Raw genomic sequence first — 21807 nt, forward strand, 5'->3', positions numbered from 1 at the left:
CTAATTTCCTGTTTGCTTAAAGTATTTTGGCTAGCTTAGTATAATTACATCAATCTATGATATACACACCAAAGAGATCCGTTCAGAATATCATCTTAAACTTCGGTTCAATCTTCACATTGATAGTGGCTGCAGTGGTGTTGATAGGCTGGATTTTGAGCTACGAGCCAGTGCTCAGCCTTATTCCAGACGCAGCAACCATGAAAGCAAATACTGCTTTAGGTTTCTTGATAGTCGGATCTATTGGTTTTCTATTCACCAAGAAAGGAGCATTTTTAAAAACTCTAGTAAAATCTTTGGCCGTGCTGCTATCGGTACTGGCTCTTCTGACTCTTTTAGAGTACATTTTCGATATCTCTTTGGGTATTGACAGCCTTTTAGTAGAAGATGCTTTTTCTTCGGTAGTAAGAAACCGGATGTCGCCAGCTACGGCCAGCTGCTTTTTACTTATTGGTGTAGGCGTATTGGTTTTTAACCGTAATAGAGTTAAAAGTCTTATGGCCTCACAATTCATTTGGCTTTTAGTAATTGTTACAGCCTTCATTTCTATAGTTACCTATATTCTAAATATACCTGCTGAGCAAAAGACGGAGCTTTTTAGCTCTATGGCTATTCATACCTCGGCACTTTTTGGTTTAATGGGTTTAGGGCTTTTCTTTCAGACTTCTGCCACTGGATTTGCTGCACTAATAACCGGCCCTTTGCCTGGAAGCCGAATTACTAGAAGGTTGCTGCCTTTTACTATTACCGTTCCTCTAGCTCTCAGCTATTTGTTCTTTTACCTATCGGTACAATCTACTGTAGACATTCCTAGTAGTCTTTGGGTTATTGTAAATACCATCTCACTCATCATTTTAAGCATTGTTTATATCTCCATTATGGCCATTGGCTTGAATAAATCGGCTAAAAAGGAAACATCGCTTCAGCAAAATCTTAAATCTTCTATCCATACCTTGGGTAGTTTTAAGAAAGCAATAGATAAAACATCTATTGTATCTGAGTTAGATAGCCAAGGAGCTATAACCGACATTAACGAAAACTTTGAACTACTCACTGGATATACAAAAGATGAAGTAGTGGGTAAGCCATACACCAGTCTTTTGGAGCTAAATGAAGAAATTACTGAAACCATTTTAAACAACTTAAGTGCCGATGGTTTATGGGTTGGTGAGGTAGAAAGAAAAGCCAAAAGCGGGAAGCTCTGGGTTCATAGCTCTGTGGTTGAAGATAAGCCTCCGGGAAGCCCAACCAAGTACTTTATGGTTGAGCAAGATATTTCTTTGCGTAAGCAAAATGAAATATTAAAAGACATACAGTTTATGCAGAAGCTCAGACAGAAAAATAAAGAGCTAGAGCAGTTCCTCTATATTGCCTCACATGATCTTCAAGAGCCTTTGAGATCGATAAGAAGTATGTTAGAGCTGCTTAAACTGGAGCTAAATGATAAGCTTGACGAACAAACTACAGTATTCATGGACCTAGTAGACTCATCTGCCAATCGTATGTCTGACTTGGTAAAAGGTTTAATGGACTACGCCAGATTGGGCAATCAGAAGGAGCTAGAGCATACAGACTTGAATAAGTTAGTTACAGATGTGCTATCTGACATTGGCCAGTCTATTAATGATCACGATGCTGATATAGAGAAATCTAAACTTCCTTCATTGGATATTTATCCAGTAGAAATCAGACTGCTTTTTCAGAACTTATTAAGCAATGCTATAAAGTTTCGTAAACCAGATACCCCTCCTCAAATTAGTATTAGTGCAGTGGAAAAAGGACTGTTTTGGCAATTTCAAATAAAGGATAATGGCATCGGTATAAAAGAAGAACATCAGCAGAAAATATTTCTTATTTTTCAGCGCCTAAATAAGAAAGAGGAGTTTGAAGGAACCGGAATTGGGCTAGCTCACTGCATGAAAATCATATCGCTGCACGGTGGCGAGTTGTGGGTAGAATCTAAACCCAATGAGGGCTCCAGTTTTTTCTTCACACTCCCGAAAAAACAATTTTAACAAAATGAAAGCGGATCTAAAGGTACTTTTGGTGGACGATGATAAAGCCACAAACCTTTACAACCAGTATAATCTCAAAAAACTGGGTTGTTGCAAAAGCATAGATGTGGCTCTGAACGGACAAGAGGCCATAGAGTTTTTAACCTCAAAAGACGAGGAGGGTAATCATCCCCAACCTCATCTTATATTTTTAGATATTAATATGCCATTGGTAGATGGATGGGAGTTTTTAGAATTATATGATCAACTAAGTGAGGAGCAAAAAGGCGATGTAATTGTAGTTATGCTTACCACCTCGGTAAATCAAGACGATTTTAAAAAGGCAGAAGCTAACCCCCACATAAAAGACTTCAAGTCTAAACCACTGACGATAGATAAAATGCAAGAGCTTATTGAAAGCTATTGGGAGTCTAAGTAAGACACAAAAAAAGAGGCTATCTCAAAAGTTAACTGTCATTCCCGACTCCGATCGGGAATCTCCTAGGCGGACTTCATTGGCCGGAAGAGATTCCCAGTCAAGCTGCGAATGACGAAAATAGTAGCTTTTGAGATAGCCTCTTTTATCTATTACTATTTCTCGTTCTAACCCAAGTTCAAAGACATCTCGTTACTTGCATACGGTTGATTATACAACCTTGTACCGGTTGCTTTGTAAAGCGCACTAGCCAATGCTCCAATAGCAGGTGGTAATCCAGGTTCTCCAAGCCCCGTTGGCGAAATGTCATTATCTACAAAGTGTACTTCAATTTCTCTTGGTGCCTGATTGTTCCGAATTAGTTTATAAGAATCGAAATTGCTTTGCATAGGTGAACCATTTTCAAAAGTGAGTTGGCTATACAATGCATGTCCTATGCCATCTACCACTCCGCCTTGAATTATGTTCTCTGCTCCTTCTTTGTTAATTAGAATACCGCAATCTACAGCACACCATACCTTTTTCACTTTCGGCTGGTTGTTTTCCATTACTACATCCATTACCTGAGCCACATAAGAGTTATGGCAGAAGTAAGCAGCAACACCTCTATAAACACCATCTTGTTCAGTGCCCCAGTTTGCTTTTTCCTTTACTAGTTTAAGCACGCCAGCGTAACGTTCGGCATCGTACTCGTATTTCTCTCCTACCGGGTTATTCATTGCCTTATCGAATAACTCCAACCTGAAATCAATTGGGTCTTTACCAGCTGCTTCTGCAACCTCATCTAAAAAGCTTTGCTCTGCCCCAGCAGTGAAGTGCGACCTTGGAGCTCGCCATGCTCCAGTAGAAATATTTGTGCTAGACATAACCGATTCTGCCGAATAGTTATCTACAGCTCCAGCAGGGAATCTATTAGGGAAAATAGGACCTTCTGGCAAGCCAACTCCTCTTGCTGAGAAAGCTATGAGGTTATTATCCTCATCCAAACCGGCTTTATAAACCGATCTATAAGTAGGTCGATATGTTCCTTGGGTCATATCGTCCTCACGTGTGTAAATAAGTTTGATTGGTGCGCCAGCTTGTTTTGAAATTGCTGCTGCTTCAATTCCCGTGTGGTTATAAAGTCTTCTACCGAAACCTCCACCCATACGAGTCATATCTACTGTTACATTTTCTGCAGGAATCCCTAATAACTGTACAACTGAATCTTTTAAGGCTTGAGGTGTCTGACTCGGGCCTACAAGCTCAGCCGATGTATCAGTTACATGAGCAAAAAAGTTCTGAGGCTCCAATGTGTTATGAGCCATAAATGGAGAAGTATATGTTCTCTCTATTACTTTAGCAGCCTTAGCAAAAGCAGCATTAAAATCACCGTCTTTTCGGCTTCCACCAACTCTACCCTTTTCTAGGTCAGCAATCAGTTTCTTCTCATGCATTTCAGAGTTCTCTGGTTCACTTACCTTCTCCCAATCTACCTTCAGTGCTTTCTTTGCCTGCATTAACTGCCAAGTTGAGTCTCCAACTATTGCTATCAATTTGTTGAAGGCATTTACATCTGACCATTGTGGTTTCTCCAAAGTAGTATCTACAATAAATGCATCAGACACACCTGGCATAGCCTTTATTTCATCTACATTGAAGTCTTTCGGTTGCATACCAAATGCTGGTGGGTGCTGGATCATAGCCAACTTCATTCCCTCGCGTTTGAAATCTAGTCCAAAAAGAGGCTTTCCTGTTACAATTTTAGGACCTTCTACATTCTTCTGAGCCGTACCAATAAGCTTGTAGTCTTTAGGGTCTTTTAGCTCTAGTTCTTCTGGAACTTCGATTCCAACAGCTTTGGAGGCTATTTCACCATACCCAATAGACCTGCTTCCGTCTTTCTCTGTGATTACTCCTTCGCTAGCAGTAAGTTCGTCAAGACCTACGCCCCATTCTTTTGCAGCTGCTTCCATGAGCATACGTTTACCCGCAGCACCAGCCATACGCAAGGCATTCCAAGCCATCATAATAGATAAGCTCCCCCCAGCAAACTGAGGATTTTTAAAAGCATCTGAATCTAAGGCACCTTGTTCAACCACTACGTTTTTCCAAGGAGCATCTAACTCTTCTGCCACAATCATTGGCATAGAAGTCATTACATTTTGGCCAATCTCTGGGTTTGGAGAGTAGATTGTGACCATTCCAGTATCTCCAATTTTGATGTAGCCGTTTATTTCGAACCACTCATTTGGATAAGCCACCGTTTCGGACTCTTTAGAAATGGCCGAGCAGCTTGTTAACCAATTGAACCCTATGAGCATTCCTCCTCCTGCGGCAGCAGAGGTTTTCAGAAAGGATCTTCTTCCTACTTTCGTTTTAATTATAGTCATGATTCAGTGGTTTAAAGTTGTGAAGCTGCTTTGATTGCCTTTCTAATTCGCACATAGGTACCGCAGCGGCAAATATTGCCGCTCATTGCTGCATCAATATCTTCATCAGTTGGGTTAGGGTTGCTGTTGAGCAAAGCCGCTGCGCTCATCATCTGGCCAGCCTGGCAATAACCACACTGAGGCACATCTATATCTAACCACGCCTTCTGAACTGGGTGATCTCCTTTTTCCGAAAGCCCTTCAATAGTGGTTATTTTTTGTGAAGTAACTGCAGAAACCGGAAGCGAACATGCACGAACTGCACTTCCATTTAAATGAACTGTACAGGCACCACATTGAGCAATACCACAGCCATATTTAGTTCCTACCATATCTAGGTGGTCTCTTAGCACCCACAAAAGTGGAGTACTCGGGTCGACATCCACCTGCTTGTCTTTCCCATTAATATTCAGTGTAAAACTTGCCATAGTGCTGATTTTATACGCTTACCGTTATCGGTATAAGTTAGTAATAAAATCAATCAACCTAATTTACTCTACATCAACCAGCACCTATTTTAGACGAATTTAGACTCAATTCAGATAAGTCCATGATTAATACAGCTAAAAGGAAGGTGAAGATCAGCATGCCTTTCGTCCACTCGCCATCCATTTTTCACCCATGCCTTCATTTCATTAGAATTGGAAGATAAAAAAGCATATTTTCAATCAACTAAATTTTTAATCCATGTCTAACCTTTCAGAGTGGTGGAACTCACTGGATACAATCCGCCAGATTTATTGGGGCATTGCCATCCCCTTTAGTTTGATTTTTTTAATTCAAATGGTACTTACTTTTATTGGAGGTGAAATGGAAATTGATGGAGATGCTGACTTTGATGTCGAAAGCGACTCCGGTGTAGGTTTTCAGTTCTTCACCCTAAAAAATTTCATAGGCTTTTTCACCATCTTCTCTTGGTCTGGCATAGCCGCTTTAGACTCTGATTACAGCACGGCTACCACACTAATTATATCTACAATTAGTGGGCTAATTATGATGACCTTAATGGCCAGTCTCTTCTATTTCTTCAGCAAACTGACCGATAGTGGCACCATGGATATTAACAATGCCAAGGGAGCTATTGCTGAGGTGTACATGAGAATTCACGGTAACAGATCTAACATTGGTAAGGTGCTAGTGAAGGTTCAGGGCTCTTTAAGAGAGCTAGAAGCCATAACCGATGACGAAGAAGATTTACCAACTGGTTCGGTGGTAAATGTGAAAGACGTGATCAACGACAACATACTTTTAGTTTCGAAAAATTAAACCAACACATATGAGTGAATCTTTTATTATAATTATTGCCGTTGCGGTAATCTTCGTCTTTGTGATGCTCATTGGCATCTTCAGGCGATACAAAAGGTGTCCATCCGATAGAATTTTGGTGGTTTACGGTAAAGTAGGCTCTCATACCGGAACCGATGTAGGCCGATCTGCCAAGTGTATTCACGGTGGGGCCGCTTTCATCTGGCCAATCATTCAGGACTATTCCTTTTTGGACCTTACCCCTATTTCTATCGAGGTGAACCTAACTAATGCGTTGAGCCGTCAGAACATTCGTGTAGATGTTCCTTCTCGATTTACCGTGGGTATCTCTACAGAAGAAGGAATTATGACTAACGCTGCTGAAAGGCTATTAGGCCTGTCTCAGCAGAACATCCATGACTTAGCGAAAGACATCATCTTCGGTCAGTTGCGTTTGGTAGTTGCCACTATGGACATTGAAGAGATCAACAATAACCGAGATAAGTTCTTGGCTAACGTAGCTTCTAATGTTGAGGCTGAATTGAAGAAGATCGGTCTGAAGTTGATCAACGTAAACGTGACTGATATAAAGGATGAGTCGGGCTACATTGAGGCGCTTGGTAAAGAAGCAGCTGCAAAGGCCATAAACGATGCTATCAAAAGCGTTGCTGAAAAAGACAGAGATGGTCAGATTGGTCAAGCGAATGCTTTGCAAGATCAGAGAACTCACGTGGCTGCGGCCAATGCAAAAGCTGTTGAAGGTGAGAACTTAGCGAAGGTAAAAGTAGCGCAGTCTGATGCTTCGAGGATTGAAAAAGAAGCTGAAGCAAAAAGATTATCAACTGCTGCAGAAAAGGTTCAGTCGGCAAAAGCTTTGGAAGAAGCATATGCCGCAGAGAAAGAAGCTGAAATAGCTCGTGCTCAAAGAGATAAGTCTAGCCAAACAGCAGATATTGTTGTTCCTGCAGAGATCGACAAGCAAAGAGTTGAAATTGCTGCTGAAGCTGAAGCTGAGATGATCAGGAGAAAAGCGAAAGGTGAAGCAGACGCGATTCTTTATATGAAACAAGCTGAAGCGAAGGGTATCTATGAGGTATTGACTAAGCAGGCTCAAGGTCTTGAGCAGATTGTGAAGGCTGCTGGCAACGACTCTAAAAATGCAGTACTCCTATTAGTAGCAGATAAATTACCTGAGCTAGTGAAACTACAGACAGAAGCGATCAAAAATATCAAAATCGATAAAGTTACGGTTTGGGATAATGGCGGAAATGGTCCTGAGGAAAAAACCTCTACTGCCAACTTCATTTCTGGGCTTTACAAATCGGTACCTCCTCTTCAGGAAATGTTCAACATGGCTGGTATGGAATTGCCTAGCTATTTAAAAGGAAAGTCTTCTGAAGAAATTCAGCAAATGGCTGAAGATGTAAAGGATGAAAATTCTGACACAGACAACAAATAAGTTCGAATCATAAACCAAAAGCCCGGCTAAGAAGTCGGGCTTTTTTTATGAACTTAATATTCATCAACTCACAACAATATATGAATGCTCATTATTAGAGTGTCAGATGGCCAAACAGATGCTAGAAGCAGAAGGTCTTAATTTGGTTTTGAAAGACTAAATCATAGGCGCACGTGCACATGCATGAGTTCCAGCTAGTACAGTGAAGGTTCAGTTAAACGTCAATGATATACAAGCAGCCAATGTCATCGTGATCGAGTTTAGGACTTCCAAAGACAATAACTCTTGAATCTGTGGACGTTCTTAAAACAGACTCTTCAAACCCAGACTTTATGGCATTAGTTGAATTACTAGATGCTGACTTAGCCCAACGAGTTGAAGCTGAAACAGAATACTATACACAGTTCAATAAGATTGACATGCTAAAAGACTATGAATTTGCTTATGAAAACGGAAGACCTTTCAGTTGCGATACTTTCAAACCTTTAAAAAGGATATCTCTGTTGAGGTTAAACGCATGTAAGTGTTGGAAACTGAAAGAGGTAAAGGTGTAGCTGGAGCGATACTATCAGAGTTGGAAAAATGGGCTGCGGAACTCGGCTATTCTAAATCGGTTCTGTAAACGGGAAAAAGACAACCGGAAGCCATTGCCTTATATACAAAAGAAGACTACCCGAATACTAAGAAATATGACCAATACATAGAAGTTGAAAATAGTGTTTATAGATATATAACGGAAGAAGAATGAATCACCTTTTCAAAAAAATGTGAGTATTAACTAGTTTAATCCTAATACCAATCTTTCCTAATTAAGATAATGCTCACTCCAAAATCCAAAAATTTCGCTTAACCTCTCCATTAACTTGAAGATATTAGAGTTCAAGATGAGTAGAAGGGAATTCATCACATCTTAAACAAAACAAGCCTGATCATTTATGTATGAAGATTTAAGATTAGTATTTGACCAGATTATTAAAGTACCCCAAAAGGAGTGGCAAATCTTTGAAGGTATTGTAACTAATATTGAAGTTGAGAAATCTGAGTTCCTGTTGAGAGAAGGACAATTCTGTAAAGGCATTTATTTCTTATCTCGAGGAGCACTAAGAACTTTCCACACTTTTGATAGCCGAGAGGTTAACACGTCCTTTCACTTTGAGAGAGAGTTCTTAAGAGAGATTGAAAGCTTAACTTTTGACACCCCATCAAAGAAAAATATTCAGGCCATTGAATCTAGTAGCGTCCTTCTAATTGAAAAACCAAAACTAACTAAGCTCTATAAAGAGTCCGAATATTTCCTGAGATTAGGTAATCTAATTTTAGAAAGACTAACAATAAATGAGCAAAAATATTCCTCACTGCTCGCCACATATTCCCCAAGAGAAAGGTATTCTCAACTCATTAATAATCAACCAGAAATATTACAGCGCGTTCCTTTACAACATATTGCTAGTTACCTCGGAATAAGTCGAGAATCGCTCAGTAGAATTCGAAAAAGGTTGAGTTCAAGCGCTTTTTGACTTTCGTCAAAGGAATATCTAATCTTTCCTCGCTGTTTTGTGCTGTATTTAACTAGAACAGCATGAGACAACTTTCTACAATTATTCTTTTAACAGTGATCAGCCAGATAAAAAGCTATTCACAATCACACAAACAAATGGAACAAGCGATTAGAGAAACCGTAATTAAAATTGAACAGGCAGCAGCGGAAAGAAATAACAATCTACTTAATAGTCTTCTACATGAAGATTATAGAGTGATTGCCAATCGATTTAAGGGATCCAATGAAGTAACAATCATTTCAAAAGGCAACTATTTAGTCATGATGAAAAACGGAAAAATTGGAGGAACTAAGTATAGCATTGAATTTAATCAAATTAATATCACTAGCCATACTGCCATTGTAGATCTAACTTACAAGTCCGAATCAGAACCTGACATGCATAAATATTTAGTACTTATTCAAAATGAAGAAAATTCCTGGGAAGTGATAAGCGATATACCGCTTGTTTTAGAATAATTTAGCTCAATAGAACAAGAAAAAACCTCAACGGCCAACTTCATTTCTGGGCTTTACAAATCGGCACCTCCTCTTCAGGAAATGTTCAACATGGCTGGTATGGAATTACCTAGCTATTTGAAAGGAAAGTCTTCTGAAGAAATTCAGCAAATGGCTGAAAATGTAAAGGATGAAAACTCTGACACAGACAACAAATAAGTTCAAATCATAAATCAAAAGCCCGGCTGAGAAGTCGGGCTTTTTTGTATGCAGCTTTAAAAGTATATTCACCCTAAGTCAAAACAAATGAAATAGTTACAACAACATGAATATTACTCGAAACCCGCTTTTGCTCATATTTCTGGGAACTGCTTTTCTAATTCAATCTTGTGGTGATTCTAATAAAATCGAAGAATCTAAAGAAGTAGTATATACCTTGGTAAAACAGCCAAACAAGGAGTTTGAACTTGATTATGAAACAGCATTCGACCAGATAGATGGTAAATATGTTGAAATAGATGGTACGGCCTATTACACCTTCTTTAACCGCAAAAACAGTAGTATATATTTCTATGACTATGAAACTGGAGAGCTTTACCACCAAACGAAAATGGCTAAAGACGGACCAGATGCGGTAGAGTACCCGTACTATTTCTTCGATTACTATGTCCATGATTTTGATAATATTTTCATCAACACCATGGCCTTCTATTATCGCATCAACAAAGATGGGGAGGTGCTTAAACGAATTAAGCCAGACGATACCTCTGGCTTCTTCTCTAGGAAAAACATTGCCATAGATGGTGCAATGGAATATAGAGATGGAAAGCTCTATTGCGGAATCAGCCAATCAGTGCCTGCTGAAGGCGACACTAGCTGGCTAAGAACAGTGTATAACTTTGACAGTGAGACTTTCGAAAAGGAATATGTAGATGAACGATTTCTGGTGCCGAATTATGAAGAAAAGGCACGGAGGCTCAGAGAAATGGCGAAAACGGGAGGCATAAGTTCAGTATCAACATTTTTTGCAGGAAATGCTGAAGAAGTTTACGGTAGCTCAGCCATTAATGACAGCTTATATCACTTCGTTGGAAGCGAATTTCGTGGGGCTTACTACGCTGGCGACCCAGAGGTTGAGGTCACCAATCTGGAAGGCTACTTTAACAAAACCAAAATAGAGACCTTTGAAGGTGGTGGTATAAGTATTGGCCCTAAAGCTATTCAACCTGCTTTTTATACCGAAATGCTTTCATCCCCAGATAACAGGTACATTTACCGCATTTTGATTCACGGCACTAAGCCCAAAGTAGAAGAAGGTTCTGATAAAGAACGACCTGAAGTTTTTGGTGCTACTCTTACCATTTTTGATACCGTCACCAAAACTTCTGGCAAAATCAGCCTACCTGTAGAAGAGCTTGGAATTAACCATTACTCAACAGACGTCTTTGTTTCTAGAAATGGCATCCACTTTCCGAATAAAGACATTGAGTCTGAAAGTTTGAAGTCATATAAATTATATAGAATAAGTTCTTCTGAAACAGATTTAGGCCGAAGCGTTTTTTAAGGTTTAGAGCGAATAAGCTAGTAGTTACAGAGCCATAGAATTGTGATATTAGATAGGTGAACATAGTTAGAACAGATTCTTCAAACCCCGACTTCATCGCTTTGGTGAGAATTCTTGATACCGATTTAGCCCATCGTGATGGTGCAGATAATGCTTACTATGCTCAGTTCAATAAAATTGACTCGCTCAAGAACTGCATTGTGGTTTATGAATATGATAAGCCTGTCGGCTGCGGTGCCTTCAAGGCTTTTGAAGAAGATATATCTGTAGAAATAAAACGCATGTATGTTCTGGAAACACAAAGAGGAAAAGGTATTGCTAGTAAACTATTGGCAGAACTTGAGCTATGGGCTGCAGAATTGGGCTACTCAAAATGTGTGTTGGAAACCGGCAAAAGACAACCAGAAGCCATTGCCCTTTATACAAAGCATGGCTATCTGGTTACTAAAAACTATGGTCAATACATAGGCATTGAGAATAGTGTTTGTTTTGAGAAGAGCTTACGCTCTTAGCCTATCCAGACTTAAGGGCATTAACAGGGTTGCTCATGGCTGCTTTAGCACTTTGAAAGCTTACAGTGACAATGGAAATGCCAATGGCTAATAGGGCTGAAACCAAATAAATCCACCAAGGAATTGATACCCGGTAAGAGAAATCGTTCAACCAAAGGTTCATGAAATATCCGGCCAAAGGGAGAGAAACGAGAATGGCTAAACCAACCAACTTTAAGAAATCTAAGGTTAAAGAAGAAGTTAAGTGCAAAACACCAGCCCCCAGCACTTTTCTTATGCCAATCTCCTTGGCTCTTTTTTCTGCGTTAAAGGCTGCCAAACCAAATAGTCCAAGACAGGCTACTATAACCGAAAGTATGGTAAACAGCATGAATATTCTACCCAGTTTGTTTTCAGCCTCATAGACTGAACTGAAGGCATCGTCCATAAAGTAATATTCAAAAGGCTGGCCTGGAGCAAGTTCATCCCAAAGCCTTTCTATTCTGGCAATACTCTCGTTGAAGTCAGAAGGTGCAAACTTAACCATCATCCTTTGGGCATCACTACCAAGCTTCAGGCTCATGGCATCTATACTGTTCCTCATCGACTCAAAATGAAAGTTTTTAATCACACCAATGACCGTAATCAATCGCATGTTCTCTTGATCAGGCCTTTTAAAATCGTCCGTAAGCTCCAAACCAATAGCTTGTTCGGGGGTAAGACCCAGTAATTTTACTGCCGATTCATTAAGAATAATTGCGCTGGAATCAGTAGCCAAACGCTTGTCGAAACTACGGCCTGCTAGTAATTCAAGGCCTAAGGTTTCTATATAGTCATGGTCTACACGCCAATTACCAATGATAATAGCACTCTCAGGACTCATGTCTTCTTTCTTAAAGAAGGTTGCACCGTTTCTATCTGAAGGTGTAGGCAAAAAACTACTCACAGAAACATTTTTAACTGCCGAAATCCTTAACACCTCTCCTTTCAGTGTTTTTGATTTCTCTTTTAGAGCATCTACATTATTCAACACAAGCACCTGCTCCTTTTCAAATCCTAAATCCTTGTTCTGTATATACTTCAATTGTTCATAGACCACCAGAGTGCTCGCAATTAGAAATACACTAATTATGAATTGAAACACTACCAGAGAATTTCTGATTCGACCATTTTCTGCACTGCCTTCCGAAGCATTTCGAAGACTTTTCAAGGGTGAAAACCGAGAAAGCATCAATGCAGGATAGCTACCAGCCACAATACCCAACACCAGTGTACAGACCATCATTAGCAGCCAAAAAGTCAGGCTTCCCCAAGGCATAACTATCTGTTTGCCAGAAAACTGATTGAAGTGAGGTAAAACCAAGCCCACCAGCATCAATGCCACCAGCATAGAAAGAAAAACCACTAATGAAGACTCGGTTAGAAACTGGGAAATAAGATTTCCTCTTTTAGAACCGAGTGTCTTGCGTATACCTACTTCTTTCGAGCGTTTTAGCGACTTGGCGGTAGCCAGATTCATAAAATTCACACAAGCCAGCAACAGCAGAAATGAACCTATAAAGCTCAGTATATAAATATCCTTCAGATCTCCATTTAGGTTGAACTCTCCCTTCATATTGGGAGAATGCAAATGAATGTCGGTAAGAGCAATAGCATTGAAGCTAAGATAGTTTCCTGAAATCTCCTGCTGCTCTCGCCAGTTTTCTAGTGTTAGACCTGGCACAAACTGCATGGCCCATGGCACTAGATAATTCTCAGTTACACCAGATAAAAATGATTGAAGGTCTGGTTCGCGATCTGATGAGCTGAGTTTCACAAAGGTGGGGAAGTTCCAATTATTCCATGCTGGGCTATCAGCCCCATCTAAAGAACTCAGCGAAATAAAGGCAGAATGGTTCGCCAGAAATGAGTTGCTGGGCAGTTTCTCAATAACTCCAGTGACCAAATAGGTTTCATCATTATTTAGTACAAGCTCCTTACCCAAGGCCTCATTAGGAGCAAAGTGCTTTTGGGCAGCTTCTTCCGTTAATACAATGCTGTTCTTCTCCTTTAATGCAGTAGCTTCATTGCCAGATAGCAGCGGAATCCCAAACATTGCAAAGAAGGTTTCGTCTACCGCCACCATTTTCTCCTCCTTTACATTCTCCTCCGCCTCAGCAGACTTGATAAGCATGCCGTCTATGTGTTGAAAGCGTGTAACCATTTCGGCATGAGGAAAATCTTCACGCAACACATTGGCGAGTGGTCCTGAAACTGAAGCATAAATACTTCTCTCACCACTGGTGCGGTTGTCTATGTTAGCCCTGTAAATGCGATCCGCATCGGCAAACATTTTATCGTAGCTAAGTTCATAGTGTATATACAGGCCTATGAGCAAGGCTCCTGCCATTCCAACTGAAAGCCCAAGCGTGTTGAGCATGGTGAAAAAGGGCTGACGTCTTAGGTTTCGCCAAGCGATTTTGTAATGAGTTTTGAACATGAAAAACGTGTTTGAGTTTTTGAAAATTTTAAATGACCGTATAAATGATGGGCGGAAACAACGTAAGACTCCCCAGAAAAACTTCAGTTTAGCTTTAGCTGGAGAGCTTTCATATTGCTTCTCAAAGAGTTCAATTAAATCACCCTCGAATTCTTCTAGGTAATCTTCCCTGCAAAACCACCGCAGGAATTTTAGTGCTCTTTTTGGAGGTTGCGTATTCATTGACCAAATGAGAGATTAGGAATTTGTTTGTAAATGCTAGTTCGAACCTGGTATTGTTGATCTAATACCTTCTTCCCTAAAGATGTAATACTGTAATACTTCTTGCGCCTCCCCCCTCTTTCGTTAGTTATTCCACCGTAAGATGATTCTACAAACCCTTTTTTCTCCATGCGCTTAAGGGCTACATGTACCGCACTGATATTCAGTTTTCTCTCCAGTTTCTGTTCAAGCAGTTCAAGAATCATCACTCCGTATGCTTCCTGATTATGGGCAGCCACCAACAGCAACACTAGTTCTTCAAACTCACCCAATGAATGTTCATTCATGACCTATTCAATTTACTTAACAAAAGTAAAAGTAATTATTATTTTCATATTTGTTAAGTAAATAGGGAGACAATTTTATATAAGCTCAAGTGTTACTGAACAATTATACCTTTGGTAATCGAATAAACTCGCAAAACAATGAGCAGCACAAATAGATATTCTGCACTTTTAAAGATATCTAAGCCGACCAATGCAACAGAGATTCGGTTGGCATATAAGTTTTACGCTAACTCTCTGGTACTTTGCAGAGATCAAAAGCATAATTCTCTAAGCACAAGTTAGCTTACTCATGGGCTATCTATCGGTTTTATGAGTAAAGCAGCAATGGACAATGCACATTGTATTTTTAAGAAACCTATTGCAACGCCTTAAATTTAATCCATACATAATATCAAGTTTGCCTCCCTTTTCTATCTTGTGTGATTGTGGAATCAACACTCAAGGTATTAGGCGTGCTTTTTATATGCATGAGTATAAGTTCATGTGCAACTCTACTTAATAAAAGGCAGAGCGTCATCACTTTTCAGACGAGTGAAAATGTTGATTATGTATTCAAAGGAGATACTTTGGTTCATGAAAACACCAATACGTTTGCTCGAGTATACAGAAATAAAAAACAACCTATTACGCTTACTTTTATTAATAAAGACTACGAACGACAAATCAATATCAGGCCAAAAAAGGTGGGACTCTATTACTTGAATGTCTTCTCCCCCTATTGGTTGGGTTTTGGTGTTGATGAGTTAACCCGAAGAAAATGGACCTACCCTAAAAACGTTTTCGTGAATATGGAAAAAGGTTCGTACCTCCCCTATTTTCCAATGGATACCTCGATGATTTTGAACAAACCAAATAGGCTTTCATTAACACCTCTAGCACCGTTGGGTAATCAACATCCCGGTATAGAATTATCTTACCAAAGAGCATTAGGAATCAAGTATGCTGCACTAATTGCTTATCAACAATTTATTCCTGCCCAATCAGATCTGGCAAAAAATGCCACTGGTTTTAGTCTAGGGTTAGAATTGAAACGCTACTATCGAAACACCACCAATTCACGTTTTTACCTTAGTGCGAATTTAGAGTACCTCCATAAAAACCATGAAGCTGTTCTTCACTACTCTGAACCGCAAGATTTTATTCAAAAAGAAGAGCCTGTGGCTATATGGAGTCTCGTAGATATAGAAAAACGCTTCATCTCCATGGTTCCTCGGTTTGGCATAGAATACTACTTAACCAAACGTTTGTTGGTAGACGGCTATTTTGGAGTGGGTTTGAGATACAGAAATGTTTCTCATAAAAACACTCCTCATGGTTTGGTGCTTATTGCTACCTACTGGGAATGGTTTGACATAGAATACGACTCAAATAGACCTACTCAGTCTTTCAGTGCTAACCTAGACCTTAACTTCAAAATTGCTTATTCCTTCTAGGAAATAGACTCGATTAAGGAAAAGAAAAAGCAGCTCAAACCTTAGGAAGATCACTATTTTTCAGAATAGTCTATCTACTTTTATATCAAGCAAAAGCAGGTGTAGAAACCGATAAGTGCTATACGAAAACAGATGATGAATCAGAAAACTAAACCTCAAATGAACTGGATACTGCTAATAATTGCCGGACTTTTTGAAGTAGCCTTTGCCGCCTGTTTAGGGAAAGCGAAAGAGTCTACCGGAATGGAAGCCACATATTGGTATGGAGGTTTTTTAGCTTGTCTATCTGCAAGCATGCTCTTATTGGTTAAAGTTACTCAACAGCTACCAATTGGAACCGCTTACGCTGTATGGACTGGTATAGGTGCGGTTGGCACTGTCTTGATTGGAATTCTAGTATTCAAAGAGCCAGCAACTTTCTGGAGGCTTTTCTTTATTACCACCCTAATAATTTCTATAGTAGGCTTAAAGTTTGTCTCTAACTAATTGAGAATAAAACATTAACCTCTCTATTCATCCTAGAACTATAAATTCTAAATCTCTTAAATTAATTATTCATACCTAAAATATTTTCCTCTTTCATTTGTCTACCAATACAAAGGCACGATTTAAAATCTGACAATGAAAAAGGTTATACATAAATACAAGTACTTCTTTTACCCACTCTTTGGAGCAGCAGCACTCTTCTTATTTGGCTCAGTGATTATGCTACTCTGGAATTGGCTAATGCCTGAAATTTTCGGACTTACTACCATTGACTTTTGGCAAGCCCTTGGCCTATTTATTCTCTCCCGAATTCTCTTTTCTGGGATGGGAGGCAAACAAAAACACTCTCATAAACACAAGTGGGGTGGCCGAAAAGGGAAAGAAAAGTGGATGAGCATGAGCCCAGAAGAGCGCAAAGCTTGGTTTAAAAAGAAAAAAATTGCCGAGTGGATGGAACAACAAGGCAATTGCTTTTCAGAATCAGACACGAAAGAAAAAGCTGATTCAGATAGTGAGTAATAACGAACAAAGGGAAGAACTAGAAAGACAGATCAAGGAATATCAACCTAAAATCAGTTCTTTCATAAAAACTAGGGTGCCTTCGCATGAAGATGCAGAAGATATTGCCCAAGATGTGTTTTTCCAATTCGTAAAAACCGTTGAAACCACTCATAATCCCATAGAAAACTTATCTGGATGGCTCTTTCGTGTAGCTAAAAATCTCATCATCAATAAGAGTAAAAAGAAAAAAGAGAGTAGCCTCCCCTTGGAATTGGAGTATAATGAAGAGGAAGACATTCTTACTTCTTTATTCCCAAAAACAGATGAATCTGAAAGTCCAGTAAACCTATATATACGCTCGCTGATGTGGGAAGAACTTGAAGAAGCACTTACCGAATTACCTGTAGAACAGCGAAGCATTTTTGAGTTAACAGAATTAGATGGCTTACCAGTAAAAGAAATAGCTGAATCTTCGGGCCTTTCGGTAAACACCCTTCTCTCTAGAAAGCATTATGCAGTTAAATACCTGCGGAAAAGACTCAAGCAAACGTATGAAGAACTTATCAATCAATAGACAATTCAACCGCTCATGATACACGTTTTTAAAACTTCCGTAAAAAGCGAAAAGCAAGCCTCAATGGTGGGTACATTCCTCAACATACTTCTACCCTATGACTCTTGGAACTTCGACCTTGAAGATAAAGACAGAATTTTAAGAGTAGAAACTATAGACCTACTGCCCGATACTGTGGTTACTATACTCAACAGCCAAGGGTTTGAGTGTGATGAGCTATAGTAGAAGCTGTATTAATCGTTTAATTCAATGCCAAGACAACGTAGGATTAACTGGTAGATTCGGTAAATTGAGATTTATTAGAAACTCAAACTTTTTTTTATGACCACCATTAATATTTACCTCACTTTTAACGGCAACTGCAAAACTGCATTTGATTTTTATCACTCAGTATTCGGAGGCGATTTTGCTTCGGAAAGTACTTTTGGAGAAATGCCTCCTCAAGAAGGTATGCCACCTGTTTCAGATGAAATGAAAAACCAAATAATGCATGTAAGTCTGCCTATTAGCAAAGAAACTGTGCTAATGGGAAGCGATACTGGTGGCGAATGGGCTGCAGATTATCAACAAGGCAATAACTTTTCTATTTCAATAACCACCGATAGCAAAGAAAAAGCAGATAACTTTTTCAATAAACTTCAAGAAGGTGGCGAAGCCAAGATGCCAATGGCACAGACTTTTTGGGGCGATTATTTCGGCATGTTAACCGATCAATTCGGCATTAACTGGATGATCAGTTTTAACGATCAGCAATAAGCCAACCTAGAAGCCAAAGGTATGGCTATAACTTAAATGCAGTCCGAAGTTTGAGCCTGACTCAAAATTGGACTGCTGATAGTTAGCTCTGAGTCCTAAGCTTGAATGCTTATTAATACTATACTGCAGGTTTAGATCAACTACCTTAACATACAAGCTAGTTTCCAAAGGCTTAAATACGGTTCCATTGTTCTTAAAGTCGGTATATTTTAAGGTATATGTTAGAGCGTTAAAACTACCTCCAATACCAATATTGAATGCGTTAATCTTATTCTGAACAATATTTCTAGCGCTATTCTCTACATCGAATATCAAAAACATAGGAGATCCGATTATTCTATCTCCGTACGTCCAACCTGAACTATAGACACTATTATTGAAAAAATAATCTGGTTCTATAAAAGGCACACCATCTTCACCAACCTTGTAAGCATCCTGGTCATTGGTTCTTACTACTTCAATAACAAACCTGTCTACCCAGCCCGACTGGTGAAGTTTAAGACTTAGCCCCACCATACCATCGCGCCAGTTTAAAGGATTTAGTCCAGAACTATCCTCCCACAGAAACTCCCAATAATTTGTAAGAGTGACACCTTTAAACCTGTAGCTTCCTCCTAAATTATATGTACCCAAATGATTACCAAGTGCATTTTTCTGATCGGTTTGTAAGGCATCTCCTCCTCCACTCATTCCTAAGAATATCCTCGCATAATTCTTAAAACCAGTAGGTTGAAAACTCTCTTGCGATAAGTTCTGACCTCCCCATTGCGCACTATGATTTAGCCCTGCCACAAGAGACAATCTACTGTTAAACAATTGCATACGGCCATACAAATACTTTTGATGAAGAAAGGCCTTAGATTGAGTTCTATCCGAATCGAACCAGCCGTGAGCAAGGTAGGCTTTAAAAGAAAGTAGTTTAGAAAGTACAGGTGAAGCTACCCATCCATTGGTTTGAATGCGAAGCTTAGGCATTGGCCGTGCATTGTTACCATAAAAGAGATTGCCCACAGAAAGTGTAGAATCATTAAGACCAAAAAACTCTTCATCTACCCCTCCAGAGATAGTAACCAAAGGCAGCCCTACACTTACATTGGCCTGAATTATAGAGGCATACGAACCATTATTGCCTGCAGAAACTAGCCCCTCAAACTCCCAGCTTGGCTTGAGCCACTTAGCCAGTTCACTATTGCCCGAATAATGCAATTGAGAATATAACGCACCCGCCTGAGCGTCTGTAAATCTACCACTATTGTTGTGCTTCATCCAGAAAGGTAAAGCCTTTGGACTGGTTGCTAATAAACCAAAACCTACTTCAGCCTGTTGAAATACTTTTACTGAATCTTCTTCTTGCGATAATGCCCAAATAGGTAGTAAGAGCATTAATGCTATTGTGATGTTTTTGACCATACTTTTTCGACACGGGCATTTTCAGATTGGTTGTAAGAAAATTCACCGACCATGAATATTTCTAAACCTGAATAGCCACAACGATACTGTCTTACAAAATTGACAATTGATTTTTAGAGTACTAAGACAAATCTTTATTAAACGAGAATCTGGATTTGATTGACAAGAATCGAACCATAATTCAGTATATTCCTAAGCCAAACTCGACTTATTATGGAAAAATTCTCTTCAGCCTTAGAGGCATTTAGCTATTGGGCAAAGAAAAACCCCAATCAGGTGTTCTTAAGACAACCTATCAATAGAAACTTCATTGAGTACACTTATAAGGATGCGGATGTGGAGATCAGAAAAATGATTTCCGGACTGAGGAACTTAGGTATTCAGCCAGGCGACCACATAGCTATTCTTTCTAAGAACTGTGCCCATTGGATGATGGCCGATTTAGCCATAATGGCTGCTGGATGTATTTCAATTCCTATTTACCCCACGTTTGGAGCTGAAACCATCTTTGAAATTCTTGAGCATAGCGAGTCTAAAGCAATTATTGTAGGGAAATTAGATGACTATGCTGCTCAGCAGTCTGGCATTCCAGATATTATAAAAATTGGGGTAGAAATGTATGGCGTAATAGAAGAGCAAACTTGGGAGAAAATTCTTGCTCAAAACGAGCCGAGCGAACAAATACATACTCCGCAGCCAGAAGATTTAATGACCATAATGTACACTTCTGGCACCACTGGTAACCCCAAAGGAGTAATGCACACCTATGCTGCCTTCGATCAATTGATCAACACTGCTATAGACCAAATTAAAATGCCCCCTAACCCAAGATACTTTTCTTACCTGCCAATGACACATATTGCAGAGCGAGCTGGTATTGAAATGTCTTCCATATTTAGAGGTGGCACCGTTAGCTTTCCTGAGTCTTTAGAAACCTTTGCTGAAGACCTCAGCTCTGTTCAGCCACAAACCTTTTTTGGTGTACCAAGAATTTGGCAAAAATTTCAGGAGAAGATACTCGAAAAAATGCCTCAGAAAAAGCTCGACAAGCTGTTGGGTTTACCGCTCATTGGCAGCTTAGTTAAAAAGAAAATTCAGAAGAAATTGGGACTTTCAGCCTCCGTGGTAAACTTCTCAGGAGCAGCTCCAATTGCCATGAGCTTACAGCAATGGTACAGAAAGCTGGGCATAGAAATTAATCAGGCCTATGGAATGACAGAAGACTGTATACTATCTCATTTCAACCTACCAGGAAAAAATAAGTTCGGCACAGTTGGAAGGCCTCTCCCAGGGGTAACCTCTAAACTATCTGCAGATGGTGAAATACTCATAAGGAGTAACTGCATTATGAAGGGCTACTACAAAGAGCCTGAAAAAACAGCAGAAATGTTTACTGAAGATGGCTTTCTGCGCACAGGAGATATTGGAGAATTCGATCATGATGGTTATTTATCCATTACTGGCAGAGTTAAAGATCAGTTCAAAACTGACAAAGGCAAGTACATTTCTCCAGCACCAATTGAACTGGAAATTCTTAAAAACAATGATGTAGACCAAGTTTGTATTGTAGGTTCGGGCATACCGCAGCCTATTGCACTAGTAGTTCCATCAGAGATAGGGAAAAAGAAGTCTAGAGAGGAATTCAATCAGTCTATTTGGAAAACCATTACCGATATTAACCCCAGCTTAGAAGCTTATGAAAAGGTTGCCAAGGCAGTTGTAATGAAAGAGGTTTGGTCGGTAGAAAACGGCCTAATGACACCTTCTCTAAAGGTAAAGCGCAATAGAGTGGAAGCTATTCACACACCAATGTACCCTGAGTGGTTTAAGCAAGATGTTAATGTAGTCTATGAGAATTAATGGAGTCTTTTGACTTTAACTATCGCACAACCAACAGTTCCGATATACTTTCCAACAACCTCCAAGTTGATTGAAAAGTAGGCACTTGCTCCTTGTGAAGCGATTCACAAAATAACTGTATTGACAAAAGGCCAATATTCGTATCATTGCGCTTTTAAAATTCA

At 39.5% G+C, this 21807-nt stretch carries 21 protein-coding genes and 1 pseudogene; 16 read left to right on the forward strand and 6 right to left on the reverse strand.

All coding sequences use genetic code 11. The features are described from left to right. The first annotated feature begins 56 nt into the window (after nucleotides 1-56). Together AWW68_RS15520 and AWW68_RS15525 are read left to right on the forward strand one after the other, a co-directional pair. Nucleotides 57-2015: a PAS domain-containing sensor histidine kinase gene (locus tag AWW68_RS15520; protein WP_068222920.1), complete on the forward strand. Its 1959-nt coding sequence runs from the start codon at nucleotides 57-59 to the stop codon at nucleotides 2013-2015. Between the two features lie 4 nt (nucleotides 2016-2019). Then, nucleotides 2020-2433, forward strand: a complete 414-nt coding sequence (locus AWW68_RS15525; protein ID WP_068222922.1) for a response regulator — start codon at nucleotides 2020-2022, stop codon at nucleotides 2431-2433. Nucleotides 2434-2597: 164 nt separating this feature from the next. Here AWW68_RS15525 and AWW68_RS15530 read toward each other — a convergent pair whose 3' ends face one another. Both AWW68_RS15530 and AWW68_RS15535 read right to left on the reverse strand, forming a co-directional pair. Continuing rightward, entirely contained in the window at nucleotides 2598-4802 is a 2205-nt protein-coding gene (locus AWW68_RS15530; RefSeq protein WP_068222926.1) for a xanthine dehydrogenase family protein molybdopterin-binding subunit, read from the reverse strand. An 11-nt stretch (nucleotides 4803-4813) separates the two neighbouring features. Beyond that, the gene (locus AWW68_RS15535) at nucleotides 4814-5269 is read right to left on the reverse strand and encodes a (2Fe-2S)-binding protein (protein WP_068222927.1); all 456 of its coding nucleotides are present in this window, start codon (nucleotides 5267-5269) and stop codon (nucleotides 4814-4816) included. 259 nt (nucleotides 5270-5528) lie between these two features. On the opposite strand from AWW68_RS15535, the gene AWW68_RS15540 reads away from it, so the two are divergent. The 7 genes from AWW68_RS15540 to AWW68_RS15570 all read left to right on the forward strand — a co-directional run bounded on the left by AWW68_RS15540 (nucleotide 5529) and on the right by AWW68_RS15570 (nucleotide 11617). Next, nucleotides 5529-6107, forward strand: coding sequence for a hypothetical protein (locus AWW68_RS15540; protein WP_068222930.1), 579 nt, complete (start codon nucleotides 5529-5531; stop codon nucleotides 6105-6107). 10 nt (nucleotides 6108-6117) lie between these two features. Beyond that, on the forward strand, nucleotides 6118-7545 hold the full coding sequence (locus AWW68_RS15545) for a flotillin family protein (RefSeq protein ID WP_068222933.1): 1428 nt from the start codon (nucleotides 6118-6120) through the stop codon (nucleotides 7543-7545). 332 nt (nucleotides 7546-7877) lie between these two features. Continuing rightward, on the forward strand, nucleotides 7878-8099 hold the full coding sequence (locus AWW68_RS20320; RefSeq protein WP_245660253.1) for a hypothetical protein: 222 nt from the start codon (nucleotides 7878-7880) through the stop codon (nucleotides 8097-8099). A gap of 381 nt (nucleotides 8100-8480) precedes the next feature. Continuing rightward, nucleotides 8481-9062: a Crp/Fnr family transcriptional regulator gene (locus AWW68_RS15555; protein WP_068222935.1), complete on the forward strand. Its 582-nt coding sequence runs from the start codon at nucleotides 8481-8483 to the stop codon at nucleotides 9060-9062. 62 nt (nucleotides 9063-9124) lie between these two features. Further along, nucleotides 9125-9562, forward strand: coding sequence for a hypothetical protein (locus tag AWW68_RS15560; protein ID WP_068222936.1), 438 nt, complete (start codon nucleotides 9125-9127; stop codon nucleotides 9560-9562). Nucleotides 9563-9866: 304 nt separating this feature from the next. Continuing rightward, nucleotides 9867-11105 (forward strand): DUF4221 family protein, encoded by a 1239-nt coding sequence (locus tag AWW68_RS15565; protein WP_068222937.1) that lies wholly within the window; start codon nucleotides 9867-9869, stop codon nucleotides 11103-11105. 56 nt (nucleotides 11106-11161) lie between these two features. Continuing rightward, entirely contained in the window at nucleotides 11162-11617 is a 456-nt protein-coding gene (locus tag AWW68_RS15570) for a GNAT family N-acetyltransferase (RefSeq protein WP_068222940.1), read from the forward strand. Between the two features lies 1 nt (nucleotide 11618). Here AWW68_RS15570 and AWW68_RS15575 read toward each other — a convergent pair whose 3' ends face one another. The 3 genes and pseudogenes from AWW68_RS15575 to AWW68_RS15580 form a co-directional block, all read right to left on the reverse strand. Further along, on the reverse strand, nucleotides 11619-14075 hold the full coding sequence (locus AWW68_RS15575; protein ID WP_068224203.1) for an ABC transporter permease: 2457 nt from the start codon (nucleotides 14073-14075) through the stop codon (nucleotides 11619-11621). Between the two features lie 48 nt (nucleotides 14076-14123). Next, a pseudogene (locus tag AWW68_RS20505) lies at nucleotides 14124-14297 on the reverse strand (permease prefix domain 2-containing transporter); the annotation flags it as partial. Next, nucleotides 14294-14623, reverse strand: coding sequence for a PadR family transcriptional regulator (locus AWW68_RS15580; RefSeq protein WP_068222943.1), 330 nt, complete (start codon nucleotides 14621-14623; stop codon nucleotides 14294-14296). The pseudogene AWW68_RS20505 and the gene AWW68_RS15580, both read right to left, overlap by 4 nt. Nucleotides 14624-15048: 425 nt before the next feature. On the opposite strand from AWW68_RS15580, the gene AWW68_RS15585 reads away from it, so the two are divergent. The 6 genes from AWW68_RS15585 to AWW68_RS15610 all read left to right on the forward strand — a co-directional run bounded on the left by AWW68_RS15585 (nucleotide 15049) and on the right by AWW68_RS15610 (nucleotide 18373). After that, a complete protein-coding gene (locus tag AWW68_RS15585; RefSeq protein WP_157717678.1) occupies nucleotides 15049-16056 on the forward strand; it encodes a hypothetical protein in 1008 nt (335 codons plus the stop codon). 159 nt (nucleotides 16057-16215) lie between these two features. Next, nucleotides 16216-16542: a DMT family transporter gene (locus AWW68_RS15590; protein WP_068224205.1), complete on the forward strand. Its 327-nt coding sequence runs from the start codon at nucleotides 16216-16218 to the stop codon at nucleotides 16540-16542. A gap of 135 nt (nucleotides 16543-16677) precedes the next feature. After that, nucleotides 16678-17061, forward strand: a complete 384-nt coding sequence (locus AWW68_RS15595) for a hypothetical protein (RefSeq protein ID WP_068222951.1) — start codon at nucleotides 16678-16680, stop codon at nucleotides 17059-17061. After that, the gene (locus tag AWW68_RS15600; RefSeq protein WP_068222954.1) at nucleotides 17054-17617 is read left to right on the forward strand and encodes an RNA polymerase sigma factor; all 564 of its coding nucleotides are present in this window, start codon (nucleotides 17054-17056) and stop codon (nucleotides 17615-17617) included. Before AWW68_RS15595 ends, AWW68_RS15600 begins: the two co-directional genes overlap by 8 nt. 15 nt (nucleotides 17618-17632) lie before the next feature. Next, a complete protein-coding gene (locus AWW68_RS15605) occupies nucleotides 17633-17839 on the forward strand; it encodes a hypothetical protein (RefSeq protein WP_068222957.1) in 207 nt (68 codons plus the stop codon). 99 nt (nucleotides 17840-17938) lie between these two features. Further along, on the forward strand, nucleotides 17939-18373 hold the full coding sequence (locus tag AWW68_RS15610) for a VOC family protein (RefSeq protein WP_068222959.1): 435 nt from the start codon (nucleotides 17939-17941) through the stop codon (nucleotides 18371-18373). Nucleotides 18374-18379: 6 nt separating this feature from the next. Here the strand turns inward: AWW68_RS15610 and AWW68_RS15615 are convergent, their stop codons facing one another. Then, nucleotides 18380-19783, reverse strand: coding sequence for a capsule assembly Wzi family protein (locus AWW68_RS15615; protein WP_068222962.1), 1404 nt, complete (start codon nucleotides 19781-19783; stop codon nucleotides 18380-18382). Between the two features lie 213 nt (nucleotides 19784-19996). On the opposite strand from AWW68_RS15615, the gene AWW68_RS15620 reads away from it, so the two are divergent. Beyond that, nucleotides 19997-21643 carry an AMP-binding protein gene (locus AWW68_RS15620; RefSeq protein ID WP_068222964.1) on the forward strand — a complete coding sequence of 549 codons (1647 nt, stop codon included), beginning with the start codon at nucleotides 19997-19999 and terminating at the stop codon, nucleotides 21641-21643. The last annotated feature ends 164 nt before the right edge of the window (nucleotides 21644-21807 follow it).

Origin of the sequence: Roseivirga spongicola, assembly GCF_001592965.1 — a bacterium.
Classification (GTDB): domain Bacteria; phylum Bacteroidota; class Bacteroidia; order Cytophagales; family Cyclobacteriaceae; genus Roseivirga; species Roseivirga spongicola.

Excerpts from the sequence above, each read along its gene's own strand:
- AWW68_RS15555 (WP_068222935.1), top strand. The coding sequence starts at position 8,481 with ATGTATGAAGATTTAAGATTAGTATTTGACCAGATTATTAAAGTACCC.
- AWW68_RS15530 (WP_068222926.1), bottom strand. The coding sequence starts at position 4,802 with ATGACTATAATTAAAACGAAAGTAGGAAGAAGATCCTTTCTGAAAACC.
- AWW68_RS15565 (WP_068222937.1), top strand. The coding sequence starts at position 9,867 with ATGAATATTACTCGAAACCCGCTTTTGCTCATATTTCTGGGAACTGCT.
- AWW68_RS15575 (WP_068224203.1), bottom strand. The coding sequence starts at position 14,075 with ATGTTCAAAACTCATTACAAAATCGCTTGGCGAAACCTAAGACGTCAG.
- AWW68_RS15535 (WP_068222927.1), bottom strand. The coding sequence starts at position 5,269 with ATGGCAAGTTTTACACTGAATATTAATGGGAAAGACAAGCAGGTGGAT.
- AWW68_RS15560 (WP_068222936.1), top strand. The coding sequence starts at position 9,125 with ATGAGACAACTTTCTACAATTATTCTTTTAACAGTGATCAGCCAGATA.
- AWW68_RS15540 (WP_068222930.1), top strand. The coding sequence starts at position 5,529 with ATGTCTAACCTTTCAGAGTGGTGGAACTCACTGGATACAATCCGCCAG.
- AWW68_RS15525 (WP_068222922.1), top strand. The coding sequence starts at position 2,020 with ATGAAAGCGGATCTAAAGGTACTTTTGGTGGACGATGATAAAGCCACA.
- AWW68_RS15590 (WP_068224205.1), top strand. The coding sequence starts at position 16,216 with ATGAACTGGATACTGCTAATAATTGCCGGACTTTTTGAAGTAGCCTTT.
- AWW68_RS15595 (WP_068222951.1), top strand. The coding sequence starts at position 16,678 with ATGAAAAAGGTTATACATAAATACAAGTACTTCTTTTACCCACTCTTT.
- AWW68_RS15610 (WP_068222959.1), top strand. The coding sequence starts at position 17,939 with ATGACCACCATTAATATTTACCTCACTTTTAACGGCAACTGCAAAACT.
- AWW68_RS15545 (WP_068222933.1), top strand. The coding sequence starts at position 6,118 with ATGAGTGAATCTTTTATTATAATTATTGCCGTTGCGGTAATCTTCGTC.
- AWW68_RS20320 (WP_245660253.1), top strand. The coding sequence starts at position 7,878 with ATGGCATTAGTTGAATTACTAGATGCTGACTTAGCCCAACGAGTTGAA.
- AWW68_RS15620 (WP_068222964.1), top strand. The coding sequence starts at position 19,997 with ATGGAAAAATTCTCTTCAGCCTTAGAGGCATTTAGCTATTGGGCAAAG.
- AWW68_RS15605 (WP_068222957.1), top strand. The coding sequence starts at position 17,633 with ATGATACACGTTTTTAAAACTTCCGTAAAAAGCGAAAAGCAAGCCTCA.
- AWW68_RS15615 (WP_068222962.1), bottom strand. The coding sequence starts at position 19,783 with ATGGTCAAAAACATCACAATAGCATTAATGCTCTTACTACCTATTTGG.
- AWW68_RS15520 (WP_068222920.1), top strand. The coding sequence starts at position 57 with ATGATATACACACCAAAGAGATCCGTTCAGAATATCATCTTAAACTTC.
- AWW68_RS15580 (WP_068222943.1), bottom strand. The coding sequence starts at position 14,623 with ATGAATGAACATTCATTGGGTGAGTTTGAAGAACTAGTGTTGCTGTTG.